Source organism: Tenacibaculum sp. ZH5_bin.1 (assembly GCF_042865525.1).
In the GTDB taxonomy this organism is placed as follows: Bacteria; Bacteroidota; Bacteroidia; order Flavobacteriales; family Flavobacteriaceae; genus Polaribacter; species Polaribacter mesophilus.
Genome location: NZ_JBEGIO010000001.1, coordinates 311690 through 332820, shown reverse-complemented (window position 1 = coordinate 332820; position 21131 = coordinate 311690). Strand labels below are relative to the sequence as shown.

Here is a 21131-nt window from a genome sequence, read left to right as displayed (position 1 = left end):
CTTTGTTGTAGCTTTGTTGTATGAGTAAACTGTATTTGGTACCTACACCGATTGGAAATTTAGAAGATATTACGCTAAGAGCACTCAATATTTTAAAAGAAGTAGACTATATTTTGGCGGAAGATACACGTACAAGTGGGAAGTTGTTAAAGCACTATGATATTGCTACACCTATGCAATCTCATCATATGCATAATGAACACAAAACGGTTGAAACGATTGTAAAACGTTTGCAGAGTGGTGAAACTTTTGCTTTAATTTCAGATGCAGGAACTCCTGCAATTTCAGATCCTGGTTTTTTACTTACCAGAGCTTGTGTACAAAACGATATAGAGGTGGAATGCTTACCAGGAGCGACCGCTTTTATACCTGCACTGGTAAACTCAGGTTTACCGAATGATAAATTTGTTTTTGAAGGCTTTTTACCTGTAAAAAAAGGACGTCAAACACGTTTACAATTCTTAGCAGAAGAAACACGTACTATGATTTTTTATGAGAGTCCGCATAAATTATTAAAAACGTTAGCAAATTTTGCTGAATATTTTGGAGAGGACAGACAAATATCTGTTTCTAGAGAATTGACAAAATTGTTTGAAGAAACCAAACGAGGAAGTGTAAAAGAAGTGCTATCATATTATACTGAAAAACCTGCTAAAGGTGAAATTGTTATTGTTGTTGAAGGGAAAAAATAGGTCAGATTTTTTATATTATTTAATTCTTAAATTTTTAATTGTTGGTAAATTTATATTCTGGATACTGTTCTTCGAGAAGTTTTTTAGCTTTATTGGGTATGGTTATTAAACTTATGTAACCAATAATAATTGCTAGTGTAGTAACAAAAGCTATGATTACAGAAGTAAATCCACTTAGGTTTTCATATGAACTAGGAGTTATAAATTGAAAAATGTAAAATAATAGAAATACAACATTTCCATGATTTTGAGTTTGTATAATATCCTCCAACATCCATTTTTTTCCTGTTTTTTTGAATTTTACATTTAATTTTTTCCTTTTTTTGAACAACATAAAAAACTCTATTAGGATAACTATAAAGAAAAATCCATTAAATAAATTTTTAGAAAAAGAAAACTGTAATAAAAGATAAAAGCAATAAAACATAGAGAATGTTAATACTATTTTAGGAATAGAAAACCACTGTTTTACAAAACCTAAAATAATTAGAAAATATTTTTTATTCATCTGTTTTTGTTTTTCTTCTACTACATTCATAAATCCAAACACACCAAATTTTTTAAACGATTTATCGCGAGCTTGCTCAAAAGTTAGTGTTAGATTTTCTTTCCAAATTTGTTCAATATCGTTGGCTAGATGATCTACCAGTTCTGTTTGGACATCATAATGCTCAACAAAGTGTTGACGTGTAAACTTGTACAAATGTTTTATATGTTGGTCGGTTAGTTGCATAGCTATTGAATTAAATACTGATATTTTTTTTCAATAAAATCTCTTTTTTCTAGAAAACTTTGAGAGAGTAAGTAATTAAAAACAAAAGCAGTTAGATAAACATATATAGCACTTTTTTGATAATTACCATTATAAAAAATATCTAAAAAATTAGGAAAGTTTAAAGCAATAATAATAACAAATGAGCTTACAAAAGAGTAAGTTTTTACAATTTTAAGAAGCTTATATTTCTTTGTGAAATTATAGGAAGCATATGACGTATATACAAGATTTAGCATTAATGAACTAAAAATAAAAACAGAAGTTTCTTTAACATATTTAGGACCAAAAAAGAAGCATATAAACAAAAAGAAAAGTATAACGAGTACATTTTTAGGGTATATGACTTTTTTTAAGATGTCTTTTAAAATAGTTTTAGTATAATACCAATGTAATTTTTTAGTTTGTTTTTCATATCGGTTTTTTAGAGCTTTTTTTCTGCTCAACATATACTTTATAAAAGGTACTTGAAAACCTTTGCCTTCAAAAAAAGCATTCGTATCTTCAACTGTACTTTCAATTTCAGTAGCAATATGATCTACCATTTCAAAACGGATCTCGATATATTCAATTCCTATTCCTTCTAAGAAGATATCTATTCTTTTAATTTGTTCTTTTGTTAATTCCATAGCTAAAAAAATTACTCCAAACTAAACTTAGGATTTACCAATTGTTGCATGGTGTTTAAAAACTCTTGCATTTCAGAAAGACGATTAACTGTTTCTTTCGTGCCACTTTCCGTGAGTTTATAATATTTACGTAAGCGATTACCAACTTTAGTAACTTCAACATCCAACAAACCTTCAGCTTCTAATTTATGTAAAGCTGGGTATAAAGCTCCTTCAGTAATTTTTAATTCACCTTTGGTAAGCTCTTTTACTTTTTGTGTTATTTCATACCCGTACATTTTATCATTTTGAGCTAATAATTTTAAAATAATAGTTTGTAATGATCCTTTATATAGTTTTTGATTTCCCATGATTATGAGTTTTCTTATACCTAAGATTTTTAGGTATACAAATATACATAATTTACTTATGTATAAAAATCTTAGATGTACTTTTTGTAAAACCCTAACTTTTGTTCGTGTTGAGTTTGTTATTTTTGCTGTTCAAATTAGACTACATGAGTACTTTTTATAAATTAACAATAGAAGAAATAATAAAAGAAACAAAAGATGCTGTTTCAATACTTTTTAATGTTCCTGCAGATTTAAAAAGCAAGTTTCAATTTATAGCAGGACAATACATTACTTTAAAAACAATAATTAAAGGAGAAGAAGTTCGTAGAGCTTATTCTATATGTGCTGCACCGAAAAGTAATCAACTAAAAGTAGCAGTAAAAGCTGTTGAAAACGGGAAATTTTCAACATTTGCAACTACTCAATTAAAAAAAGGAAATGAATTAGAAGTAGCAGCTCCTGAAGGAAAATTTATATTAACTCCTGAAAACAACAAAAATTATATTGCTTTTGCGGCAGGTAGTGGTATTACCCCTGTATTATCAATGATTAAAAGCGTTTTAGAAGATTCATCATCAACCTTTACGCTAGTTTATGGTAACAAAAGTATTAATGATACTATTTTTTATAATGATTTAAATTTATTACAACAAGAGTATCCTGATCGATTTAATTTACATTACGTGTATAGTAGAGAGCGTCAAGAGAACACATTGTTTGGAAGAATTGACAAAGGACACATAAATTACTTTGTAAAGAATCTTTACAAAGAAGTAGTGTTTGATGCAGCTTTTTTATGTGGACCAGAAGAAATGATTACGATAGGTTCTGAAACACTTAAAGAAAATGGGTTATCAAAAAGCGTTATTCACTTTGAATTATTTACAGCTTCAACAGCTGAGGAAAATACAGATTTAATAAAAGAAGGAGAAACAGAAATTAAAGTAGTGTTAGATGATGAAGAAACTAGCTTTACAATGAAGCAAACAGATACTATTTTAGCTGCAAGTTTACGAAATAAATTAGATGCTCCTTATTCTTGCCAAGGAGGTGTTTGTAGTAGTTGTATTGCAAAAGTTACAGAAGGTAAAGCTGTTATGACCAAAAACTCTATTTTAACTGATGATGAGTTAGAAGAAGGTTTAATACTTACTTGTCAAGCACATCCTACGACGCAGAAAGTTGTAGTAGACTTTGATGATGTATAAGTAAAACCGTAACTTTATAAAATGGATTTTTACGACTTTAAAAACGCCTTCTTTGTTGGTGTTTTCATGGCTTTTATGATAGGGCCAGTATTTTTTATGCTCATTAAAACAAGTATTTTAAAAGGTGCTCGTGCGGCAATAGCCTTTGATATAGGTGTGATCTTAGGTGATATTTCATTTATGTTAATAGCCTATTTTGGAAGTAGAAGTCTGTTGGAAAAAATAAAAGATGATCCACGCTTGTTTCTTATTGGAGGATTGGTGCTTATTATTTATGGGTTAATTACTTATTTAGATAAAAATAATAAGAAAGAAGCAGAAGCTCCTGATGTTGTTTTACCAGAAAGCAATAATTATTTAAAGCTTCTTTTTAAAGGTTTTTTCCTAAATTTTATAAATATAGGTGTATTAGCCTTTTGGCTTGGTTTAATCGTGGTTATAGGACCAACATACGATATGAATCCTAAGTACTTAGTTTGGTATTTTGGTACTGTAATAGCAGGCTACGCAATTACAGATTTAGGAAAAATATTACTTGCTAAACAATTAAAAAGTAGGCTAACTCCATTAGTTATTTATCGAATAAAACGAGGAATGGGAGTATTGTTAATTGTTTTTGGTGCTGTATTAATGCTAAAAGGATTTATTCCTGAAAGTAAGATTGATAACCTGATAGAAAAAGTAGAATCAATAGATTAAAAACCAATAATTATTTTGGCTATTGAAAAGTAGATTAAGATTCCAAAAATATCATTACTTGTTGTAATAAAAGGTCCTGTAGCAATAGCTGGATCTATACCTCTTTTATCTAAAAATAAAGGAATAAAAGTACCCACTAAACCAGCTACAATAATTACTGCAAATAAAGAAGATGAAATAGCAGAGGCAATTGTTATATCTCCTTTCCAAACCCAAATAAAGAAAAACAAAATAATAGCTAAAACAAGTCCGTTTACAGCAGCTAAAGACATTTCTTTTAATAACCTATTAGTAACACTTCCTTTTACATCATCATTAGCTAAGCCTTGAACAATAATGGCAGAAGATTGTACCCCTACATTACCAGCCATAGCAGCAATAAGAGGTGTAAACATAAAGAGAACAGCATTATCTTCTAAAGCACCTTCAAAAAAACCCATAATTCTTGCTGCTCCAATACCTCCAATTAAACCTAAGAATAACCATGGTAATCGAGCTCGCGTTAATTGTAAAATGCTATCTTCGGAGTCAACATCTTGAGTAATACCTGCGGCTAATTGATAATCTTTTTCAGCTTCTTCTTTAATTACATCAACAATATCATCAATAGTAATTCTACCTACCAAAACACCTAATTCATCCACAACAGGAATAGCTTCTAGGTCATATTTACGCATAATGTTAGCTACATCTTCGGCATCGTCGTGTACATGAACAAAATCTACTTTTGGAATGTAGACATCTGAAATTTTAGAACGAGTAGACGCCATTAACAAGTCTTTCAAAGACAAACGTCCTTTTAGCTTACCTTCATCATCAACTACATAAATAGAATGAACTCTAGTAACCTCTTCTGCCTGCAGTCGCATTTTTTTAACACAAGTAAGCACATTCCAATTCTCATTAACTTTTACAAGCTCTTTTGCCATTAAACCTCCAGCAGAGTCTTCATCATAACGAAGTAGCTCTACAATTTCTTTAGCGTGCTCTCTGTCTTCAATTTTTTGAATAACAGCTTGTTTTCGCTCTTCAGGAAGTTCGGCAATAACATCGGCAGCATCATCGGTATCAAGTTCATTAACCTCTTCGGCAATTTCTTTGGCAGAAAGTTGTTCAAAAACTTTTTCACGAACCTCTTCATCAACTTCCATTAATACATCTGAAGTTGTTTCGCTATCTAATAAACGTATAATGTAAACTGCTTCTTCAAAAGTGAGTTCATCTAAAACTTCAGCAATATCAGCATAGTGAATATCTGAAAAAACTTCAGAAAGAGCTGTGTCTTTTTGTTGCTGAATCAGTTCTTTTACGTTTTCTAATAAGTCTTTTGTGATTTCTAGTGCCATTACTTGCAATTTTGCTCGATTATCGAGGTTTTGAATATGTTGAAATCTAATTCAAAAAGAAGACTTGTTCTTGTCTAAAAAGGACTCTTAACTATTATTTTGAGCTATTTTTTGTGTCAACTCAATGAATTTTTGCACCGATAATTGTTCGGGACGCATCGCAAATATAGGGTCTTCTTTTAAGGTATCCGAAAGATTAAAAGATTTTAAACTGGAACGTAACATTTTTCTTCGTTGATTGAAAGCTGTTTTTACCACTCTAAAAAATAATTTTTCATCAACAGGAAGTGTATAGTTCTCTTTTCTGATAAGTCTAATAACTCCAGAATCTACTTTTGGTGGTGGATTGAATACAGAAGGAGGTACGGTAAATAAGTATTCAGCATTGTAAAAAGCTTGTGTTAATACCGAGAGTATTCCGTAGGTTTTGCTTCCTTCTTTTTCTGCAATTCGTTGAGCAACTTCCTTTTGAAACATTCCTGAAAACTCAGGAACAAATTCGCGGTTTTCAATAGCTTTAAAAACGATTTGAGAAGAAATGTTATAAGGAAAGTTACCAATAATGGCTATTTGTTGCTTATCAAATATTTTGGTAAAGTCTTTTTTTAAAAAATCACCTTCAATAATGGTAAACTTCTCTTTTGAAGTGTCTAACTTAATATGTTCAACAGGAAATGTTTCTTGTAAATAGGCTACCGATTCTGAATCTAGTTCCATTACGGTAACCTTAGTTTTTTTTTCTAATAAATACTTTGTTAAAACCCCCATTCCAGGACCAATTTCTAATACATTATTGTATCCGTTTTCAGTTAAAGTATCAGCTATTTTTTTTGCAATGTTTTCATCGTTTAAAAAATGCTGTCCTAAATGTTTTTTAGCTCTTACGGTCATTTTTATTGTATCTATTTGGTTGGCGATTTTATTGTTAACGCTATAAATGTTAGTCCAAAACCTATCCCACTAATTACTCCACTAATGGTTTCCCAAGGATTATTTTCATAAGTGCAATACCCCATGACTCCACCTAAAGTTGCTATGAGTATGCCTATTATTATAAGTAGTTTTTTCTTTTGATAGATTTTTTCTTGCATCTCTAGTTACTATTCACTGTAGGATAAAATTCATTTACTATTTTCAATTCAGTTCGAAAAGCAAGCATTTTATCAGCAAACTTTTTTAATCCGTCATTACGTAGTTTGTCTGCGCTATGTTTATAATAATTATCTAAATCTTCACGTGTTTTCGCGGTATATTGAATAGAGTAGGTAATACCTCCCATTTCTTCCTCAACCAACACTTGTGTCATTTTAGCACTTAAAAAGTGTCCTGTAGCTAATACTTCAGGTATATGGCTTTCAATCCATGTTAACCATTCTGCATGTATACTTTCGTCTATATTTATTGTTACATTGTATATGTACATTTCTTTTAATTTGGAAGTTTGAAAATAAAGTAATTGATAAATTTTCAAACTTGGTTTATTAAATATCGTCTCCTCTTAATTTTCTAAATTTTTTTCGAGCTTCTACTAGGTAGATACTCGACGGGTGGTCAAAAATAATCTTTTGATAGTATTCTTTAGCCTTTTCTAAGTTATTTAATTCGTTATTATATAATTCAGCCATATGATAATATACATCGTCAACGTAAATGCCTTTTTTATCTAGGACTATTATTTTAGTGTAATTTAAAATAGCCTTATCATATTGTTTCTTTTTAACAAATAATTGAGCTTGTTTAAATAAGGCTTCATCTTCAATAGGTTGCCCACTGTAATTAGTAATTATATTACTTAAAATAGCTATTGCTTCGTCATTTTTATTTTGATAAGCTAATAAATCAGCTTTCGCATATTCTTTTAAACCTGTACCAATACTATCTTTAGGCTCGTTATCTGAAATTGTTAAGAACAAATCGGCAGCATCATTGGCAATAAGCTGTGTAGCAGATCCTTTTAGAACTTTTAGTTGAGCTTTTGCCCAAGTAAAATCATTTTTAAAGTAGGAAGCTTGCGCTACTTTAAAGCGGGCTTCTTGACCTATGTAATTATTTTTGAACAGTGTTTGAACTTGAGAAAAATAAATTAGCCCTTTGTTAAACTTACCCATATAAACAAAAACATCACCAAGTTTAAGTTTTATAGTTGCTTTTATAAATTTTGAATTGGTAAAGTTTAAGGCATTCTTTAAAATGATAGATGCTTCTTCTGGATTGTTTTTTGTAAAGGTTAAGTAATTAGCATACTCTATTTGTATGAAAAGTGTTTTTGAGTTAATTCCGTATTCTTTGAAGGTGGAATTAAAACGCTCTTCTACATCAGGTTGTTTTGTCTCAATTGCTATTTTTAGGTTGTTGTTTATGGCATTGAACTTATCTCTTGGGTAATTCGTTTTCTCAATAATAAGATCAAAGCACTCTTTTGCAGTCTCATAGTCTTTATTCTCTAAAGCTATTTTACCTAAATCATTAATTTTACCCAAATTATCAGGGTTTCTTGCAAGTAATGCTTTGTTTTGAATAAGGGCTTTGCTGTATTGCTTTTGCCTAATAAATAACCAAGAAAGTAAATCGTTCCAAATATCTTTAGGGTTACTTATTGACTTTCGTAATAGCGCTTTTTTAAACAAAATGTTATTTTCCTCTTCGCTATCATCAGTTAAATATTTACCAGTATAACGTTTTACGTTGTTGAGGTAGCCTTCGTTTTTATCAACCAGATCAATATACGACTTGAACATTTGTTCAAAATCTCCTTTTTCACCATAAATTTGTGCTAATTGAAATCCATAATTAGCTTTTGGGTTAATTTCCATTACTTTATTAAAAGCTTCAATAGCTAAATCTAACTTGCTGTAATTTTTAAATAAACCAGCTATTAAAGAACCATAATTAGCTTTTTTATTAATGGACTCAATTGCTTTTTGATAGTATTCATTAGCATCTTCTATTTTTTCTTGTCGTTCACTATTATAACCTAGAATTACATATAAGTAAGATAAATTGGGGCGTTCTTTTAGTTTTTGAGTGAGTAAATTTTCAGCAGCTATAAATTGTTCTGTTTCTTGATAACAAGTAATTAGTTTTTTTAAATAGGTTGTATTATAGGGGCTTTGATCATACAGCCTTTTGTATAATTGAATGGCTTTTTCATACTCATTATTTCTAAAATAATTTTCAGCAATAATAAACTCATTTTGTTGTGCGTGACAAAATAAGCTTAAAATGAGTAAATTAAATAGAATAATGATTTTCTTCATTTTGGAAAAGTTTAAGCGTTTTGCTTTATGTTTAATTCAGCTAATAGCGGTTTTATCTACCAAAAATACAGAACATAATTGTTAAAATACTATTAAAAGAGATGCTTTTTTAAATAGAAGTGTAACATTTTGGCACGAACTTTGTCTTATTAATAAAACAACTAAACAGTGTAAACTATGAGAAATTTTACGACACAATATGAGTTAGCAAAGCAGAATGCAAATGAATTTATGAGAAAAGGGCAAATACCTCAGTATTTTGAAGCTTTGTTAGAAATGAATAAATACAAGAGATTAATGGTAGCAGTAGTTGCCAATTAAACATATTTTTTTCAATGGGGATTGATTAATTAAAAATCCCAAGCATCGTAATTGAGGCTTGGGGTTTTTTCATTTTTTATATTATAATTGATTAATCAATTATATCAAAACCACAATAAGGAACTAGTACTTCAGGAATTTTAATTCCATTTTCAGTTTGGTAGTTTTCTAAAATACCAGCCAATACACGAGGTAAAGCTAAAGAACTACCATTTAGTGTATGTACTAATTGACTTTTACCTTCTTTATTTTTGAAGCGTAACTTTAAACGGTTTGCTTGAAAAGTTTCAAAATTTGAAGCAGAACTAATTTCTAACCAACGCTCTTGTGCTGTTGAGTATAATTCAAAATCGAATGTTAAGGCAGAAGTAAACCCTGTATCTCCACCACATAAGCGTAAAATACGATATGGTAATTTTAACTCATGTAAAATATCTTTAATGTGTTCTACCATTCCGTTTAAAGCATTGTATGAATTGTCAGGGTGCTCAACACGAACAATCTCAACTTTATCAAATTGATGTAAACGATTTAATCCACGAACATGCGCTCCATAACTTCCTGCTTCTCGACGAAAACAAGGAGTGTAACCTGTAACTGCAATAGGTAAATCAGCCTCTTTAACTAAATCGCCTCTAAACATATTAGTTACTGGAACCTCAGCAGTAGGAATCAAATATAAGTTATCTCCAGTTACATGGTACATTTGTCCTTCTTTGTCAGGTAATTGTCCTGTTCCAAAACCAGAAGCTTCATTTACTAAATGAGGAACCTGTACTTCGTTATACCCAGCAGCGGTATTTTTATCTAAAAAATAGTTGATTAAAGCACGTTGTAAACGAGCTCCTTTTCCTTTATAAACAGGAAAACCTGCACCCGTAATTTTAGCACCTAAATCAAAATCAATAATATCATATTTCTTCGCTAATTCCCAGTGAGGTAATGCATTTTCTCCTAAATTAGGAACAATCCCTTCTTTAAAAACTTCTTCATTATCTTCTTCATTCTTTCCTGCTTTTACTGATGGGTGAGGAATATTAGGGATTTGATATAATAATTCGTTTAATTTCTCTGCAGCTGAATTTAATTCTTCTGTTAACTGTTTAGATTGCTCTTTTAATTCACCTGTTTTTGCTTTTAGTTGATTTGCTTCTTCAACTTTACCAGACTTAAAAAGCCCGCCAATTTCTTTGGATATTTTGTTAGATTCAGCTAAAATAGTGTCTAAAGAAACTTGTGTAGTTCTACGCGTCTCATCAGCAGTTAATACTTCTTCAATAATTGTTTCGGCATTAGCAAAATTACGTTTTGCTAATCCGTCTAAAACAGTTTGTTTGTTTTCTCTAATAAACTGAACCTGTAACATCTTTTTAATTTTTTAAGAAAAGCAAAGATAAAAGAAGCTATAGACTTAAGCAATGTGTTTTGTGTACTAAATTTCTTCGAGCATTACAAAGAAGTCAGATAAAGTAATATTAAAATAGTCGCATATTTTTTGAAGAGTGGTGATAGTAACATTTGTTTTTCCTTGTTCTATTCTAGCTAGGTGTATTCCAGTATCAATATAAAATTCACTTGAAGTAATGTGGTATTCTTCTCTTAAAGCTTTTACACAAAGTGCTACCTTTTTTAAAGTAACCTCTTTTTTTGACAGCATCATTCTTTTTTTGATACAAATTCTTAAAAACATATGAAATACATAATGACATACTTGTCATTATATAGGGGTTAAAAAAATTAACTTTGCGTGTAGTTACGTCAATAATACTAATTCTAAAAATATTTGAAACCGGGGGGCTTTAAGTATAGTTTTAAGGTTAGGGTTTGACGTAACTTTTTAGAAAAAGTAACGAATTCTGTTTATCTTTTTTCAGTTGAGAAATTAAACAAGAAACAGAATCAAATTTTTGTTCATTTCTTAAATAGTAAAGTAATTCAATAGTTAATTCTTTACAATATAGATTTTGGTTAAAATTGAAATAGTGTACTTCAATTGTTTGGTGTTCACCGTCAACTGTTGGTCGATTACCAATATTCATCATTCCATAAATAGTAGTGTTTTCAATAATAGATTTTATTATATAAACACCTGTTTTAGGAATTAATTTATAATCTTCAGGGATATCAATATTTGCGGTAGGGAAACCTATTTTTCCTCCTAGTTGTTTGCCATTCACAACTTTTCCAGTAAGAGAAAAATTATATCCCAAGTAATTATTAGCTGTTTTTAAATGCCCGTTAGCAAGAGCTTTTCTAATTTTGGTAGAACTAACTGATACATCATCAATATCTTGAGCGGGAATTTCTTGAACAGTAAAATCATATAAATGAGAATACTCTGTTAATTGTTCAATATTACCTTCTCTATTTTTACCAAAATGGTGATCGTAACCAATAATCAGTTTAGAAATATTTAGTTGATTAACTAAAATATCACGAACAAAATCTAAAGCGGTAAGTCTTGAAAACTCTTTACTAAAAGGATGAATTATTAAATAATCTAACCCTAATTTTTCTAGGTGTTGAGCTTTTTCGGTAATAGTATTGATTAACTTAATAGAAACATCTTTTTGTAATACCATTCTTGGGTGAGGAAAAAATGTTAGTAACACCGACTTTTTATTACTAGCTTTTGCTTCACTAACTAACTTTTCAATAATCTTTTGATGCCCAATATGCACTCCATCAAAAGTACCGATGGTGATTATTGTTTTTTGAGAAGGGTTAAGGTCAAAAAGAGAATGTATAACTTCCAAGATAACTAATAAATTTAAGCAAAAATACAATTTGTATGAGATGATAAATAATAAAAATTTAAATAAAATGTAAAATTTGTTTTTGGTAAGTTTTTCGATGTATAATTAGTATAATTGTAAAAAAACAGGGTAAATATTCTGTAAATGAAAAAAAATTGTATTTTGCACTACAGTTAACAAATTACTTTACATTATGATGAAAAAACTATTACTTGTTGCATTTGTGCTATTTGGTACAGCAATAATGGTTGCTCAAACTACCATTACAGGTACGGTTAGTGATGCTTCGCTTGGCGGACCATTACCGGGAGCAAACATTAAAGTTTCGAGAAAGACAGTAGGAACGTCTACTGATTTTGATGGTAAATTTACAATGACGGTAACAGATACTCCTCCGTTTACTATTGAAATTTCTTCCTTAGGGTATCAAACAAAAACAGTTGAGATAACAAAAAACAACCAAGTTGTTGAAATTAGCTTAACAGAAAACGCAACCTCTTTAGATGAGGTAGTTGTATCAGCTTCAAGGACTCCAGAACGAGTTATGGAATCACCTGTAACAATTGAGCGTTTTGATTCAAGAGCAATAAAGAATACAGCTTCTGCTTCATATTATGATGGATTAGAAAATTTAAAAGGAGTTGATATTAACTCAGGAGGCTTAACATTTAAAACAGTAAATACACGTGGTTTTGCTACCTTTGGTAATGAGCGTTTTGTACAGTTAGTTGATGGTATGGATAATGCTTCACCAGCATTAAATTTTGCCATAGGAAACTTATTGGGAATCTCTGAAGTAGATGTAAAAAGCGTTGAAATTTTACCAGGAGCAGCTTCAGCTTTATATGGAGCTAATGCTTTTAACGGTATTATGTTAATGCGTAGTGAGAACCCGTTTAACGAGCAAGGTATTAGTGTTGGTCTAAAAACAGGCTTAACAAGTCAAGAAGCAGCAGGAGATAATGGATATTATGATGCTACAATTAAAATGGCACATGCTTTTGATGATTATTTTGCTGTTAAAGCTAGTTTTTCTTACTTAAAAGGAGAAGAATGGCATGCAACTGATTATAGAAACACAACAGGTATCGGTGGTACATATATTCCAGGTATGAGTCATACTGATGATCCAAATTATGATGGAGCAAATATATATGGAGATGAAGTATCTGTTAATTTGGGAGGAGCAATAGGAAATGTTAGTAGAACAGGGTATAGAGAAGTAGACTTAATGTCTAACGAAGCTAAAAGTGTAAAGTTTAATGGAGCTATTCATTACCGTCCATTGGGAAATGACCGTGTTGAAATAATTTGGAATTCAAAATACGGTACAGGTAATACCATTTATCAAGGACAAAACCGTTATAATCTTGCTAACTTCTTTATGGAGCAACATAAATTAGAAGTAAGAGGTAAAAACTTTTTTGTAAGAGGGTATTATGCAGGTGAAGACGCTGGAGATTCTTATGATACTCGTTTTGCTGCAATAAATATAAACAGTAAATGGAAAGAGAACTCAGTTTGGTTTGGAGAATATGCAGCTGCGTATTTAGGATCCGTTCCTGGAGTACAGGCAAGCAATCATAATCAAGCAAGAGCTTTTGCTGATAGGAACAGACCAGAAGCAGGTTCTGCTGAGTTTACAAGACTATTTAATGAAGTAACTGCTGATCCAGATTTAATGACAGGGTCTAGATTTAGAGATAATACAAGTTACTATCATGCAGATGCAAACTTAAACTTACGTGATTACATTGATTGGGCTGAAGTTCAAGTAGGAGGTTCTTACAGGCAGTACAAGCTTAACTCTTTTGGTACTATTTATACTGATAGTGATGGGCCTATTAAATATGGAGAGTACGGTGTATATACACAAGTTCAGAAAAAAATGATGGATGACCGTTTGAAGTTTACAGGATCTATCCGTTATGATAAGTCTGATAATTTTGATGGAAATGTTACACCAAGAGTCTCTTTAGCCTATGCAGCAGGAGAAAACAAGAACCATAACTTTAGAGCGTCTTTCCAAACAGGTTTCCGTAACCCAACTACCCAAGACCAATATATTGGTTTGGCAACAGGAGCAGGCTTTATTTTAGGAACAGCTCCTGACAATATTGATCGTTTTTCAACTGCTGTTCAAACAACTACAGGAACATTTACTTTAACGGGTCAAGATGCTCTTAATAGAGGGTATTCTGCTGCTTCAATTAGTAGAAAAGCGAATGAACCAAATAATCCAAATATTCCTGATCCTACATTAGTTAAGACAGCTTTAGTGCAGCCAGAAAAAGTTAAATCTTTTGAAGTTGGATATCGTGCAGCACTTCCCTTAGGAGAAAACAAACTATCTATTGATTTTAGTACATATTATAATATGTATTCTGACTTTATTTCTAATAAAGATGTAGTTGTACTAGTAGACCCAAATACGCCAGCTACCATAAATAACTTAACTAATAGAGACTTAGTAAGAACATTTAGTGTAAAAACAAATTCAACGGCAGATGTTAATTCTTATGGAGTAGGGTTAGGATTAAACACAAAAGTATTTAACGGGTTTGATGTTGGGTTAAACTATACATGGTCTAAGTTTGATTTTGATCAAGCTTCTGATCCTGATTTTGAAGCTGGATTTAACACACCAGAGCATAAAGTAAAAATGCAATTTGGACATACAAATTTATTTGAAAACTTTGGATTTAATGTAAGTGCTCGTTGGCAAAATGAATTTTATTGGCAGTCTACTTTCTTAGAAGGAACAATTGAAGAAAGAACAGTTCTTGATGCTCAAATTAATTATTCTGTTCCTTCAATTAAATCAGTATTTAAAGTAGGAGGATCTAATTTAACAGGTGAAGAATACTTAAGTGCGCCAGGAGTAGGAGCTGTAGGTTCTCAATATTACATTTCTTGGACTATCAATAACTAAAAAAGAAACAATGAAAAATACAATTAAATATACTTTTTTGTCTGTGTTATTTTTAGGGTTAGCCGCCTGTGACGTAGATAATACATTACCTGAGATTAAAGGAGAAGAGGAAAACAATGTAACACTAGAAGCTGGTAGTGTAGATTTTTCTAAATATGTAGCAGTAGGAGCCTCTTTTACAGCAGGATTTTCAGATGGGGCTTTATTTAAATCTTCTCAAGAGAACTCTTTTCCAAATATCTTAGCTAGTAAATTTGCTATGGTTGGCGGAGGCGATTTTACACAACCTTTAATGAATGATAACATAGGTGGTTTTTTAATAGGAGGAGAAGAAAAAGGAGAGCCAAGGTTTTATTTTAATGGTGATGGGCCAGCAAGGTTATCAAAAACACCTACAACAGAGATAAGTAATATACAAACGGGACCATATAATAACATGGGAATCCCTGGATTAAAAAGCTTTCACCTAGGAGTAGAAGGTTATGGAGCATTAGCAGCTTTACCAAATGCAAACCCTTATTATGTAAGAATGGCATCCAACCCTATGGCAAGTGTTATACAAGATGTATTAGTACAGCAACCAACATTTTTTACATTATCTGAAATAGGAGGAAATGATGTTTTAGGATATTCTATAGCTGGTGGTGTAGGAGAAGATCATAATGAAACAGGAAACTTAGACCCAACAAGTTATGGAGCAAATGATATTACTAATTCAAATCTTTTTGCTTCTGTTTTTTCAAGTACCGTTGATGCTTTAGCAGCGGGAGATAGAAAAGGAGTCGTAGCTAATTTACCTTATATAACATCGTTACCTTACTTTACAACAGTTCCTTATGCGCCATTAGATCCTAGTAACCCTGATTTTGGAGCGCAAATACCAACATTAAATAATGTTTTTGGGGCTATTAACGGAGTTTTTGAAGCAATTGGTGTTCCAGAAAGATCAATTGTTTTTACCACAGATGCTGCAAATGCAGTTGTAATTAAAGATGAGTCTTTAGATAATAAGACAGCTCAAATTGTTGGAGCTTTATTAGCAAGTCCTACTTTCCCTCCTTTTGTGGCAAGTTTTGGATTACCTACTGATGCAACTACATTACAAAAAGTAGCAGGTTTATTAGGTACTTATTACGGTCAAGCAAGACAAGCAACAGAAGAAGACTTATTAGTGTTACCAAGTAGTGCGATTATAGGTGAAGTTAATACAGATTCAGTTGCGTTTTTAATGTCACAAGGTTTATCACAAGAACTAGCAGGAATGTTTTCTGTAGAAGGAGTTTCATTACCTCTTGAAGATAAATGGGTATTAACAAAAGATGAGGTAAGTAGAGTTAAGAATGCTACGGATTCTTATAATGCAACTATTAAATCGGTGGCTGAAGCAAAAGGGTTGGCTTTTGTAGATTTTAAAGCTATTTTACAAGAAGCTTCTACTACTGGATTAGAGTTTGGAAGTTATAATATGAATACTAGTTTAGTAACAGGTGGTTTAGTTGGTTTAGATGGAATTCATTTAACAGCTAGAGGATATGCGTTAATGGCTAATAAAATGTTAGCTGCTATTGATGCTACATACGGATCTAACTTTACCTTAGGTAAAGACGGTTTAGCTAAACCAGATGATTACCCAACAAATTACTCACCTACCTTACAATAGAGAGCAAAATAAAGTAAAAAAGCTGAAGATTAATCTTTAGCTTTTTTTTTGTCTTTATCAGAGTTGATAATATATTTTTTATACTTACCATCTTTATATCTATAGTAGATAAATAAAGGCATTAATATAAAAGACATGTATAAAACACCTAGTCCTATTACTACTTGTGCTTTAGGGTGCTCTGTGTTTAAAAGGTAAGCACCAGTTATCATCCAAAGTAAAAAGATGATGAATAATATTTTAAGTATAGTTTTCATTCGTATTTATTTCAAGAGAAGTTATTTACTATTGCAAAAGTAAAAATCCTAAACAGTTACGTTTAGGATTCTTGCTTTATTTTGACGTTTTTTAGATTTATGCTTCCGTTTTTTGTAACCAAGAGCGTACATCTACCTCTTGTTTAATAATATTGCTTAAATCTTCTATTTTAACTCGTTTTTGCTCCATAGTATCTCTATGACGAATGGTAACAGTGTTGTCTTCTATAGTATCATGATCTACCGTAATACAGAAAGGTGTACCAACAGCATCTTGACGACGATACCTTCTTCCAACAGCATCTTTTTCATCATAAACAACATTGAAGTCCCATTTTAAATCGTTAACAATTTTACGAGCGATTTCTGGTAAACCATCTTTTTTAACTAATGGTAAAATAGCTGCTTTGGTTGGTGCCAAAACTGCAGGTAACTTTAAAACAGTTCTTGTTGAACCATTTTCTAGCTCCTCTTCTTGTAAAGAGTTAGAGAAAACAGCTAAGAACATTCTGTCTAAACCAATAGAAGTTTCAATTACGTATGGCACATAACTAGTGTTGTCCTCGTGGTCAAAGTACTGTAGTTTTTTTCCAGAGAATTTCTCATGTTGACTTAAGTCAAAATCAGTACGAGAATGGATTCCTTCTAATTCTTTGAACCCAAAAGGAAATTTAAATTCAATATCAGCAGCGGCATCAGCATAATGTGCTAATTTGTCATGATCGTGAAAACGATAATTTTCTTCTCCCATTCCTAAAGACATATGCCACTTTAAACGAGTTTCTTTCCACTTTTCATACCATTCTTTTTGAGTTCCTGGCTTTACAAAAAATTGCATTTCCATTTGCTCAAACTCTCGTTGTCTAAAAATAAATTGGCGCGCAACGATTTCATTACGAAAAGCTTTACCAGTTTGTGCAATTCCGAAAGGAATTTTCATACGTCCAGTTTTTTGTACATTTAAGAAGTTTACAAAAATACCTTGTGCAGTTTCAGGACGTAAATATACTTGCGTTGAACTATCTGCTGACGCTCCTAATTGCGTTCCAAACATTAAGTTAAATTGCTTAACTTCTGTCCAGTTTTTAGAACCAGAAACAGGACATGTAATGCCTAAGTCTATAATTAAATTTCTAAACCCTTCTAAATCGTTTTCTTCTTGAACTCTAGTTAATTCAACTGTTATCTCGTCAATTTGTTTTTGACGTCTTAAAACATTAGGGTTTGTACTTCTAAATTCATCTTCATTAAAAGCTTCACCAAAACGTTTTTTTGCTTTGGTTATATCTTTTTGAATTTTTTCGTTGATTTTTTCTCTAAAATCTTCAACTAAAACATCAGCTCTATAGCGTTTTTTAGAGTCTTTGTTATCAATTAAAGGGTCGTTGAAAGCATCAACGTGGCCTGAGGCTTTCCAAGTAGTTGGGTGCATTAGTATTGAAGCGTCAATACCTACAATGTTTTCATGCATTTGCACCATTGCTTTCCACCAATAATCACGAATATTCTTCTTTAATTCTACTCCGTTTTGAGCATAATCATACACTGCGCTTAAACCATCGTAAATTTCAGATGATTGAAATACATAACCGTATTCTTTTGCGTGTGATAATACTTTTTTAAATTGATCTTCTTGTTTTGCCATATTGCAAAAATAAAATAAGGATTTAAACTAAGGGTATGGAAAAAGAAAAAAGTGAAGAATAAATTAAGCCCTTCACTTTTTTATTAATAATTAATAGTTATGGTTTTATCTTAGCTTTATTGTTGTATTTCCAGAATAAACACCATCAACAAAAGCACTAATTATATACTTTCCTTTTTTAATATCGTCTCTGTTTACTAATATTAAAGATACAAGACTTAAACGGTTATTGTTGTAGTTAACTTCTAAAGAGTCTGTGTATTGAACTTTTTGTCCGTTTTTTAAGTCAGTTTTACCTTTAGGAGCGATTACATTTTTGTTTTCATCAATAATTTGAATGTATACGCGTTTTTCACCAGCACTAGTAATTGGGTTTTCTAACAAATCGAAATTAATTCTAAAAGCATCAGTTCTGCTAGATCTACTTGTAGATGTTAGCTTTCCACTACTTCGTTCTTTCATTGCAATAGCTTTTACTGGACTAGTTTTAATAATTCCACCAATAGCTACTTTTGCCTCTAATTCTTTGTTTTTTTCTGTTAGAGTTTCATTTACACTATCTTTTTGTTGTAAAATTTCATTAGCAATAACATTTTCTTGTGTTAAAGCATCGTTAGCACTGTTTAAAGAATCTATCTGAATGAAAAGTTTCTTATTCTCACGTTCTAAGCTAGCAATTCTACTTCTGTACTTTCTTATAAGTCCAAAGTTATCAGATTTTAAGAGTTTTATTGAGTCTCTTAAGTTCTTCATTTTAATTAGCTCTACTTCTAACCTGTCAGCTAAACGTTTTTTACCAACAACAACATCTGTGTAATCTTTAATCATTTCGTCTAGATCTTGTTGTAACTCAGCTTTTTCTTCTAAAAAAATATTTTGAAGGTTTTCATTTTCATTTGATTTTTGATGAGAATAAAAAAATAGGAAAAGTAATAAGATAATTAATACTAAAATTAAAACATTTTTGGTTTTTTGTTGATTCATAAGTTAAGGGGAAATTGATTATATTAAGTTATTTATTAAGGGGTGTTTTACTTTAATGCTAGAGATTTATTACCAGTATAAATACCGTTCACAAATGTATTTATATGGTATATTCCTGCATTAATTTTATTTTTTATATTGATAAAAGAAATCATAGATAGTTGTTCGTTATTGTATTCAGCTATTAAAATATCACTACACCATATTTTTTTATTGTTTTGTAAATTTACTTCTTTATATGGGGCAATCACATTTTTATTCATATCTGTTATTTGAATGTAAACTTCTTTTAAACCAGGTGGTGTTACTTTATTTTGCATTAACTCAAACTCTATTTTAAAAGCACTTACTTTTGTCGATTTTGAAGTAGATGTAAACTTTCCGTTTCTTTTTTTTCTCATTGCCTCTGCTTTTATAGAAGAAACTTCAATAAGTTCAGCAGTGGCTATTTTTTTCTTTAAAGCTAACTTTTCATTACTTAAAAAACGATTTATGTTGGTAAGTTTAGTGTTTTGTTTTTCTTTTATTAATAATGCTTCTTTAACACTATCGTTCTTTATAATTAGTTTGTTATTTATAGTGTTTAAGTGACTTACTTCAGTAAAAAGCTTTTTGTTTTCTTCAATAAGTACTTTTGTTCTCTTCCTAAAATACCCAATAAATTTATAGTCTACTTGTTTTAGGTTTTTAATAGAATCTCTTAGTTGAATTACTTTGTTAAGCCCACCTTTTAGCTTTAATGAATATTCATTTTTTTTATAGCTAGCTTCTTCATAATCCTCAATAATGTTTGTTAATTCGCCCTCTAGTTCTTTTTTTTCAAGTTCAAAAATTGCCTTGAGTTCAGAATAGTCTCTAGCATTTTGATAAGACAAAAAACCAATAACAAGTATTAGTAAAATTAAGAAGGCAACAAAACTATTATTTTTTATTTTTGAGACTATCATCATTTTAAAGGGTATAAAAAAAGGGGACGCTCTGTGCTAATATACTATTTATTTTTTAACACATTTATAAATAAAAGCAGGTGGAAAGTTTAATGGTTCAAAGCTCAAATTTATGTTGTCTCCAAAAACTTCTTTTAGTTTTTTGTAGTAAGTTAAGCTATACTGATATTGAATAAATAGTCCTGATGGAGCTAAAAAGTTATAGCTTTTTGTTAAGATAGCGTGCGATATTTCTTTTGGGATTATGGTAAGGGGCAAGCTAGAAACAATGTAGTTGGCTTTTGAAAAACCAAGCTTTTGTATTTCAAGTTTTATGTTTTCTGCAGAAGCCTTTAAAACAACTAATTGTGGATGTTGTATTTTTTTTAATTCTCTATAGAAAGCATCATTTATTTCAAAACATATTAATATGGTGTTGGGTTGAAGTTTTTTTAGTAAATATTGTGTTATGGCTCCGTTTCCAGGTCCTAACTCTACAATAACTTCAGCAGATTTAAAATCAATTTCTTTTAGCATCTTGTTAGCTAGGTATCTAGAGCTTGGAACAACTGTGCCTGATGTTTTGTAATTTTTTACAGCTTCTTTAAAAAAATTAAACTTTTTACTCAAAATATAATTTATTGTTGTTTTTTGTATCTTCCTATGTTAAAAAAGGCTTGTAAAGATGCAATTTTTAAAAGAGATATTCTACTTA

Annotated in this window: 22 protein-coding genes; 6 read left to right on the top strand and 16 right to left on the bottom strand. The window is 30.8% G+C overall.

Translation table 11 applies throughout. The annotated features are described in order from the left end of the window. Positions 1-20: 20 nt before the first annotated feature. On the top strand, positions 21-692 hold the full coding sequence (gene rsmI, locus ABHQ57_RS01530) for a 16S rRNA (cytidine(1402)-2'-O)-methyltransferase (RefSeq protein WP_159610718.1): 672 nt from the start codon (positions 21-23) through the stop codon (positions 690-692). Positions 693-726: 34 nt separating this feature from the next. On the opposite strand, the gene ABHQ57_RS01525 is transcribed toward rsmI, so the two are convergent. The 3 genes from ABHQ57_RS01525 to ABHQ57_RS01515 are packed head-to-tail and all read right to left on the bottom strand — an operon-like array spanning position 727 to position 2443. Then, a complete protein-coding gene (locus ABHQ57_RS01525) occupies positions 727-1425 on the bottom strand; it encodes a hypothetical protein (RefSeq protein ID WP_167712539.1) in 699 nt (232 codons plus the stop codon). Between the two features lie 2 nt (positions 1426-1427). Further along, positions 1428-2093: a hypothetical protein gene (locus tag ABHQ57_RS01520; RefSeq protein WP_167712538.1), complete on the bottom strand. Its 666-nt coding sequence runs from the start codon at positions 2091-2093 to the stop codon at positions 1428-1430. A gap of 11 nt (positions 2094-2104) precedes the next feature. Further along, positions 2105-2443, bottom strand: a complete 339-nt coding sequence (locus ABHQ57_RS01515) for a PadR family transcriptional regulator (protein ID WP_167712537.1) — start codon at positions 2441-2443, stop codon at positions 2105-2107. A gap of 146 nt (positions 2444-2589) precedes the next feature. Here ABHQ57_RS01515 and ABHQ57_RS01510 point away from each other — a divergent pair, with 146 nt between their 5' ends. Beyond that, positions 2590-3633, top strand: a complete 1044-nt coding sequence (locus ABHQ57_RS01510) for a ferredoxin--NADP reductase (RefSeq protein WP_047788160.1) — start codon at positions 2590-2592, stop codon at positions 3631-3633. 21 nt (positions 3634-3654) lie between these two features. Beyond that, the gene (locus tag ABHQ57_RS01505; RefSeq protein WP_047788161.1) at positions 3655-4332 is read left to right on the top strand and encodes a LysE family translocator; all 678 of its coding nucleotides are present in this window, start codon (positions 3655-3657) and stop codon (positions 4330-4332) included. Here the strand turns inward: ABHQ57_RS01505 and mgtE are convergent. From mgtE to ABHQ57_RS01480, 5 genes are all read right to left on the bottom strand, one after another. After that, on the bottom strand, positions 4329-5678 hold the full coding sequence (gene mgtE / locus ABHQ57_RS01500; RefSeq protein ID WP_047788162.1) for a magnesium transporter: 1350 nt from the start codon (positions 5676-5678) through the stop codon (positions 4329-4331). The two genes, ABHQ57_RS01505 and mgtE, sit on opposite strands and share 4 nt — an antisense overlap. A gap of 87 nt (positions 5679-5765) precedes the next feature. Next, a complete protein-coding gene (gene rsmA, locus ABHQ57_RS01495) occupies positions 5766-6569 on the bottom strand; it encodes a 16S rRNA (adenine(1518)-N(6)/adenine(1519)-N(6))-dimethyltransferase RsmA (RefSeq protein WP_159610724.1) in 804 nt (267 codons plus the stop codon). An 11-nt stretch (positions 6570-6580) separates the two neighbouring features. Next, a complete protein-coding gene (locus ABHQ57_RS01490) occupies positions 6581-6769 on the bottom strand; it encodes a hypothetical protein (RefSeq protein ID WP_047788164.1) in 189 nt (62 codons plus the stop codon). A gap of 2 nt (positions 6770-6771) precedes the next feature. Continuing rightward, a complete protein-coding gene (locus ABHQ57_RS01485; protein ID WP_167712536.1) occupies positions 6772-7101 on the bottom strand; it encodes a DUF4286 family protein in 330 nt (109 codons plus the stop codon). A 58-nt stretch (positions 7102-7159) separates the two neighbouring features. Continuing rightward, entirely contained in the window at positions 7160-8935 is a 1776-nt protein-coding gene (locus ABHQ57_RS01480; protein ID WP_167712535.1) for a tetratricopeptide repeat protein, read from the bottom strand. Between the two features lie 177 nt (positions 8936-9112). On the opposite strand from ABHQ57_RS01480, the gene ABHQ57_RS01475 reads away from it, so the two are divergent. Next, a complete protein-coding gene (locus ABHQ57_RS01475; RefSeq protein ID WP_164505161.1) occupies positions 9113-9256 on the top strand; it encodes a hypothetical protein in 144 nt (47 codons plus the stop codon). Positions 9257-9347: 91 nt separating this feature from the next. Here ABHQ57_RS01475 and serS read toward each other — a convergent pair whose 3' ends face one another. From serS to ABHQ57_RS01460, 3 genes are all read right to left on the bottom strand, one after another. Then, positions 9348-10622, bottom strand: coding sequence for a serine--tRNA ligase (gene serS / locus ABHQ57_RS01470; protein ID WP_167712534.1), 1275 nt, complete (start codon positions 10620-10622; stop codon positions 9348-9350). A gap of 66 nt (positions 10623-10688) precedes the next feature. After that, positions 10689-10916 (bottom strand): helix-turn-helix domain-containing protein, encoded by a 228-nt coding sequence (locus tag ABHQ57_RS01465; RefSeq protein ID WP_047788168.1) that lies wholly within the window; start codon positions 10914-10916, stop codon positions 10689-10691. Between the two features lie 157 nt (positions 10917-11073). Next, positions 11074-12012, bottom strand: coding sequence for a bifunctional riboflavin kinase/FAD synthetase (locus ABHQ57_RS01460; protein ID WP_047788169.1), 939 nt, complete (start codon positions 12010-12012; stop codon positions 11074-11076). 193 nt (positions 12013-12205) lie between these two features. Between ABHQ57_RS01460 and ABHQ57_RS01455 the strand changes: the two genes are divergently transcribed. Next, complete coding sequence (locus tag ABHQ57_RS01455) at positions 12206-14944, top strand: TonB-dependent receptor (RefSeq protein WP_047788170.1); 2739 nt, start codon at positions 12206-12208, stop codon at positions 14942-14944. 10 nt (positions 14945-14954) lie between these two features. After that, complete coding sequence (locus ABHQ57_RS01450; protein ID WP_167712533.1) at positions 14955-16604, top strand: G-D-S-L family lipolytic protein; 1650 nt, start codon at positions 14955-14957, stop codon at positions 16602-16604. 29 nt (positions 16605-16633) lie between these two features. Here ABHQ57_RS01450 and ABHQ57_RS01445 read toward each other — a convergent pair whose 3' ends face one another. The 5 genes from ABHQ57_RS01445 to ABHQ57_RS01425 form a co-directional block, all read right to left on the bottom strand. Further along, complete coding sequence (locus ABHQ57_RS01445) at positions 16634-16861, bottom strand: hypothetical protein (RefSeq protein WP_047788172.1); 228 nt, start codon at positions 16859-16861, stop codon at positions 16634-16636. Positions 16862-16958: 97 nt separating this feature from the next. Beyond that, entirely contained in the window at positions 16959-18506 is a 1548-nt protein-coding gene (locus ABHQ57_RS01440; protein ID WP_047788173.1) for a glycine--tRNA ligase, read from the bottom strand. Positions 18507-18611: 105 nt separating this feature from the next. Continuing rightward, on the bottom strand, positions 18612-19490 hold the full coding sequence (locus ABHQ57_RS01435; RefSeq protein WP_073182437.1) for a hypothetical protein: 879 nt from the start codon (positions 19488-19490) through the stop codon (positions 18612-18614). A gap of 47 nt (positions 19491-19537) precedes the next feature. Continuing rightward, entirely contained in the window at positions 19538-20440 is a 903-nt protein-coding gene (locus tag ABHQ57_RS01430) for a hypothetical protein (RefSeq protein WP_073182438.1), read from the bottom strand. A 45-nt stretch (positions 20441-20485) separates the two neighbouring features. Beyond that, positions 20486-21046: a class I SAM-dependent methyltransferase gene (locus ABHQ57_RS01425; RefSeq protein WP_047788176.1), complete on the bottom strand. Its 561-nt coding sequence runs from the start codon at positions 21044-21046 to the stop codon at positions 20486-20488. Positions 21047-21131: the final 85 nt, after the last annotated feature.

What these genes read in the sequence shown, in the direction of transcription:
- rsmI (WP_159610718.1), top strand. Translation starts at nt 21, where the DNA reads ATGAGTAAACTGTATTTGGTACCTACACCGATTGGAAATTTAGAAGAT.
- ABHQ57_RS01525 (WP_167712539.1), bottom strand. Translation starts at nt 1,425, where the DNA reads ATGCAACTAACCGACCAACATATAAAACATTTGTACAAGTTTACACGT.
- ABHQ57_RS01520 (WP_167712538.1), bottom strand. Translation starts at nt 2,093, where the DNA reads ATGGAATTAACAAAAGAACAAATTAAAAGAATAGATATCTTCTTAGAA.
- ABHQ57_RS01515 (WP_167712537.1), bottom strand. Translation starts at nt 2,443, where the DNA reads ATGGGAAATCAAAAACTATATAAAGGATCATTACAAACTATTATTTTA.
- ABHQ57_RS01510 (WP_047788160.1), top strand. Translation starts at nt 2,590, where the DNA reads ATGAGTACTTTTTATAAATTAACAATAGAAGAAATAATAAAAGAAACA.
- ABHQ57_RS01505 (WP_047788161.1), top strand. Translation starts at nt 3,655, where the DNA reads ATGGATTTTTACGACTTTAAAAACGCCTTCTTTGTTGGTGTTTTCATG.
- mgtE (WP_047788162.1), bottom strand. Translation starts at nt 5,678, where the DNA reads ATGGCACTAGAAATCACAAAAGACTTATTAGAAAACGTAAAAGAACTG.
- rsmA (WP_159610724.1), bottom strand. Translation starts at nt 6,569, where the DNA reads ATGACCGTAAGAGCTAAAAAACATTTAGGACAGCATTTTTTAAACGAT.
- ABHQ57_RS01490 (WP_047788164.1), bottom strand. Translation starts at nt 6,769, where the DNA reads ATGCAAGAAAAAATCTATCAAAAGAAAAAACTACTTATAATAATAGGC.
- ABHQ57_RS01485 (WP_167712536.1), bottom strand. Translation starts at nt 7,101, where the DNA reads ATGTACATATACAATGTAACAATAAATATAGACGAAAGTATACATGCA.
- ABHQ57_RS01480 (WP_167712535.1), bottom strand. Translation starts at nt 8,935, where the DNA reads ATGAAGAAAATCATTATTCTATTTAATTTACTCATTTTAAGCTTATTT.
- ABHQ57_RS01475 (WP_164505161.1), top strand. Translation starts at nt 9,113, where the DNA reads ATGAGAAATTTTACGACACAATATGAGTTAGCAAAGCAGAATGCAAAT.
- serS (WP_167712534.1), bottom strand. Translation starts at nt 10,622, where the DNA reads ATGTTACAGGTTCAGTTTATTAGAGAAAACAAACAAACTGTTTTAGAC.
- ABHQ57_RS01465 (WP_047788168.1), bottom strand. Translation starts at nt 10,916, where the DNA reads ATGATGCTGTCAAAAAAAGAGGTTACTTTAAAAAAGGTAGCACTTTGT.
- ABHQ57_RS01455 (WP_047788170.1), top strand. Translation starts at nt 12,206, where the DNA reads ATGATGAAAAAACTATTACTTGTTGCATTTGTGCTATTTGGTACAGCA.
- ABHQ57_RS01450 (WP_167712533.1), top strand. Translation starts at nt 14,955, where the DNA reads ATGAAAAATACAATTAAATATACTTTTTTGTCTGTGTTATTTTTAGGG.
- ABHQ57_RS01445 (WP_047788172.1), bottom strand. Translation starts at nt 16,861, where the DNA reads ATGAAAACTATACTTAAAATATTATTCATCATCTTTTTACTTTGGATG.
- ABHQ57_RS01440 (WP_047788173.1), bottom strand. Translation starts at nt 18,506, where the DNA reads ATGGCAAAACAAGAAGATCAATTTAAAAAAGTATTATCACACGCAAAA.
- ABHQ57_RS01435 (WP_073182437.1), bottom strand. Translation starts at nt 19,490, where the DNA reads ATGAATCAACAAAAAACCAAAAATGTTTTAATTTTAGTATTAATTATC.
- ABHQ57_RS01430 (WP_073182438.1), bottom strand. Translation starts at nt 20,440, where the DNA reads ATGATGATAGTCTCAAAAATAAAAAATAATAGTTTTGTTGCCTTCTTA.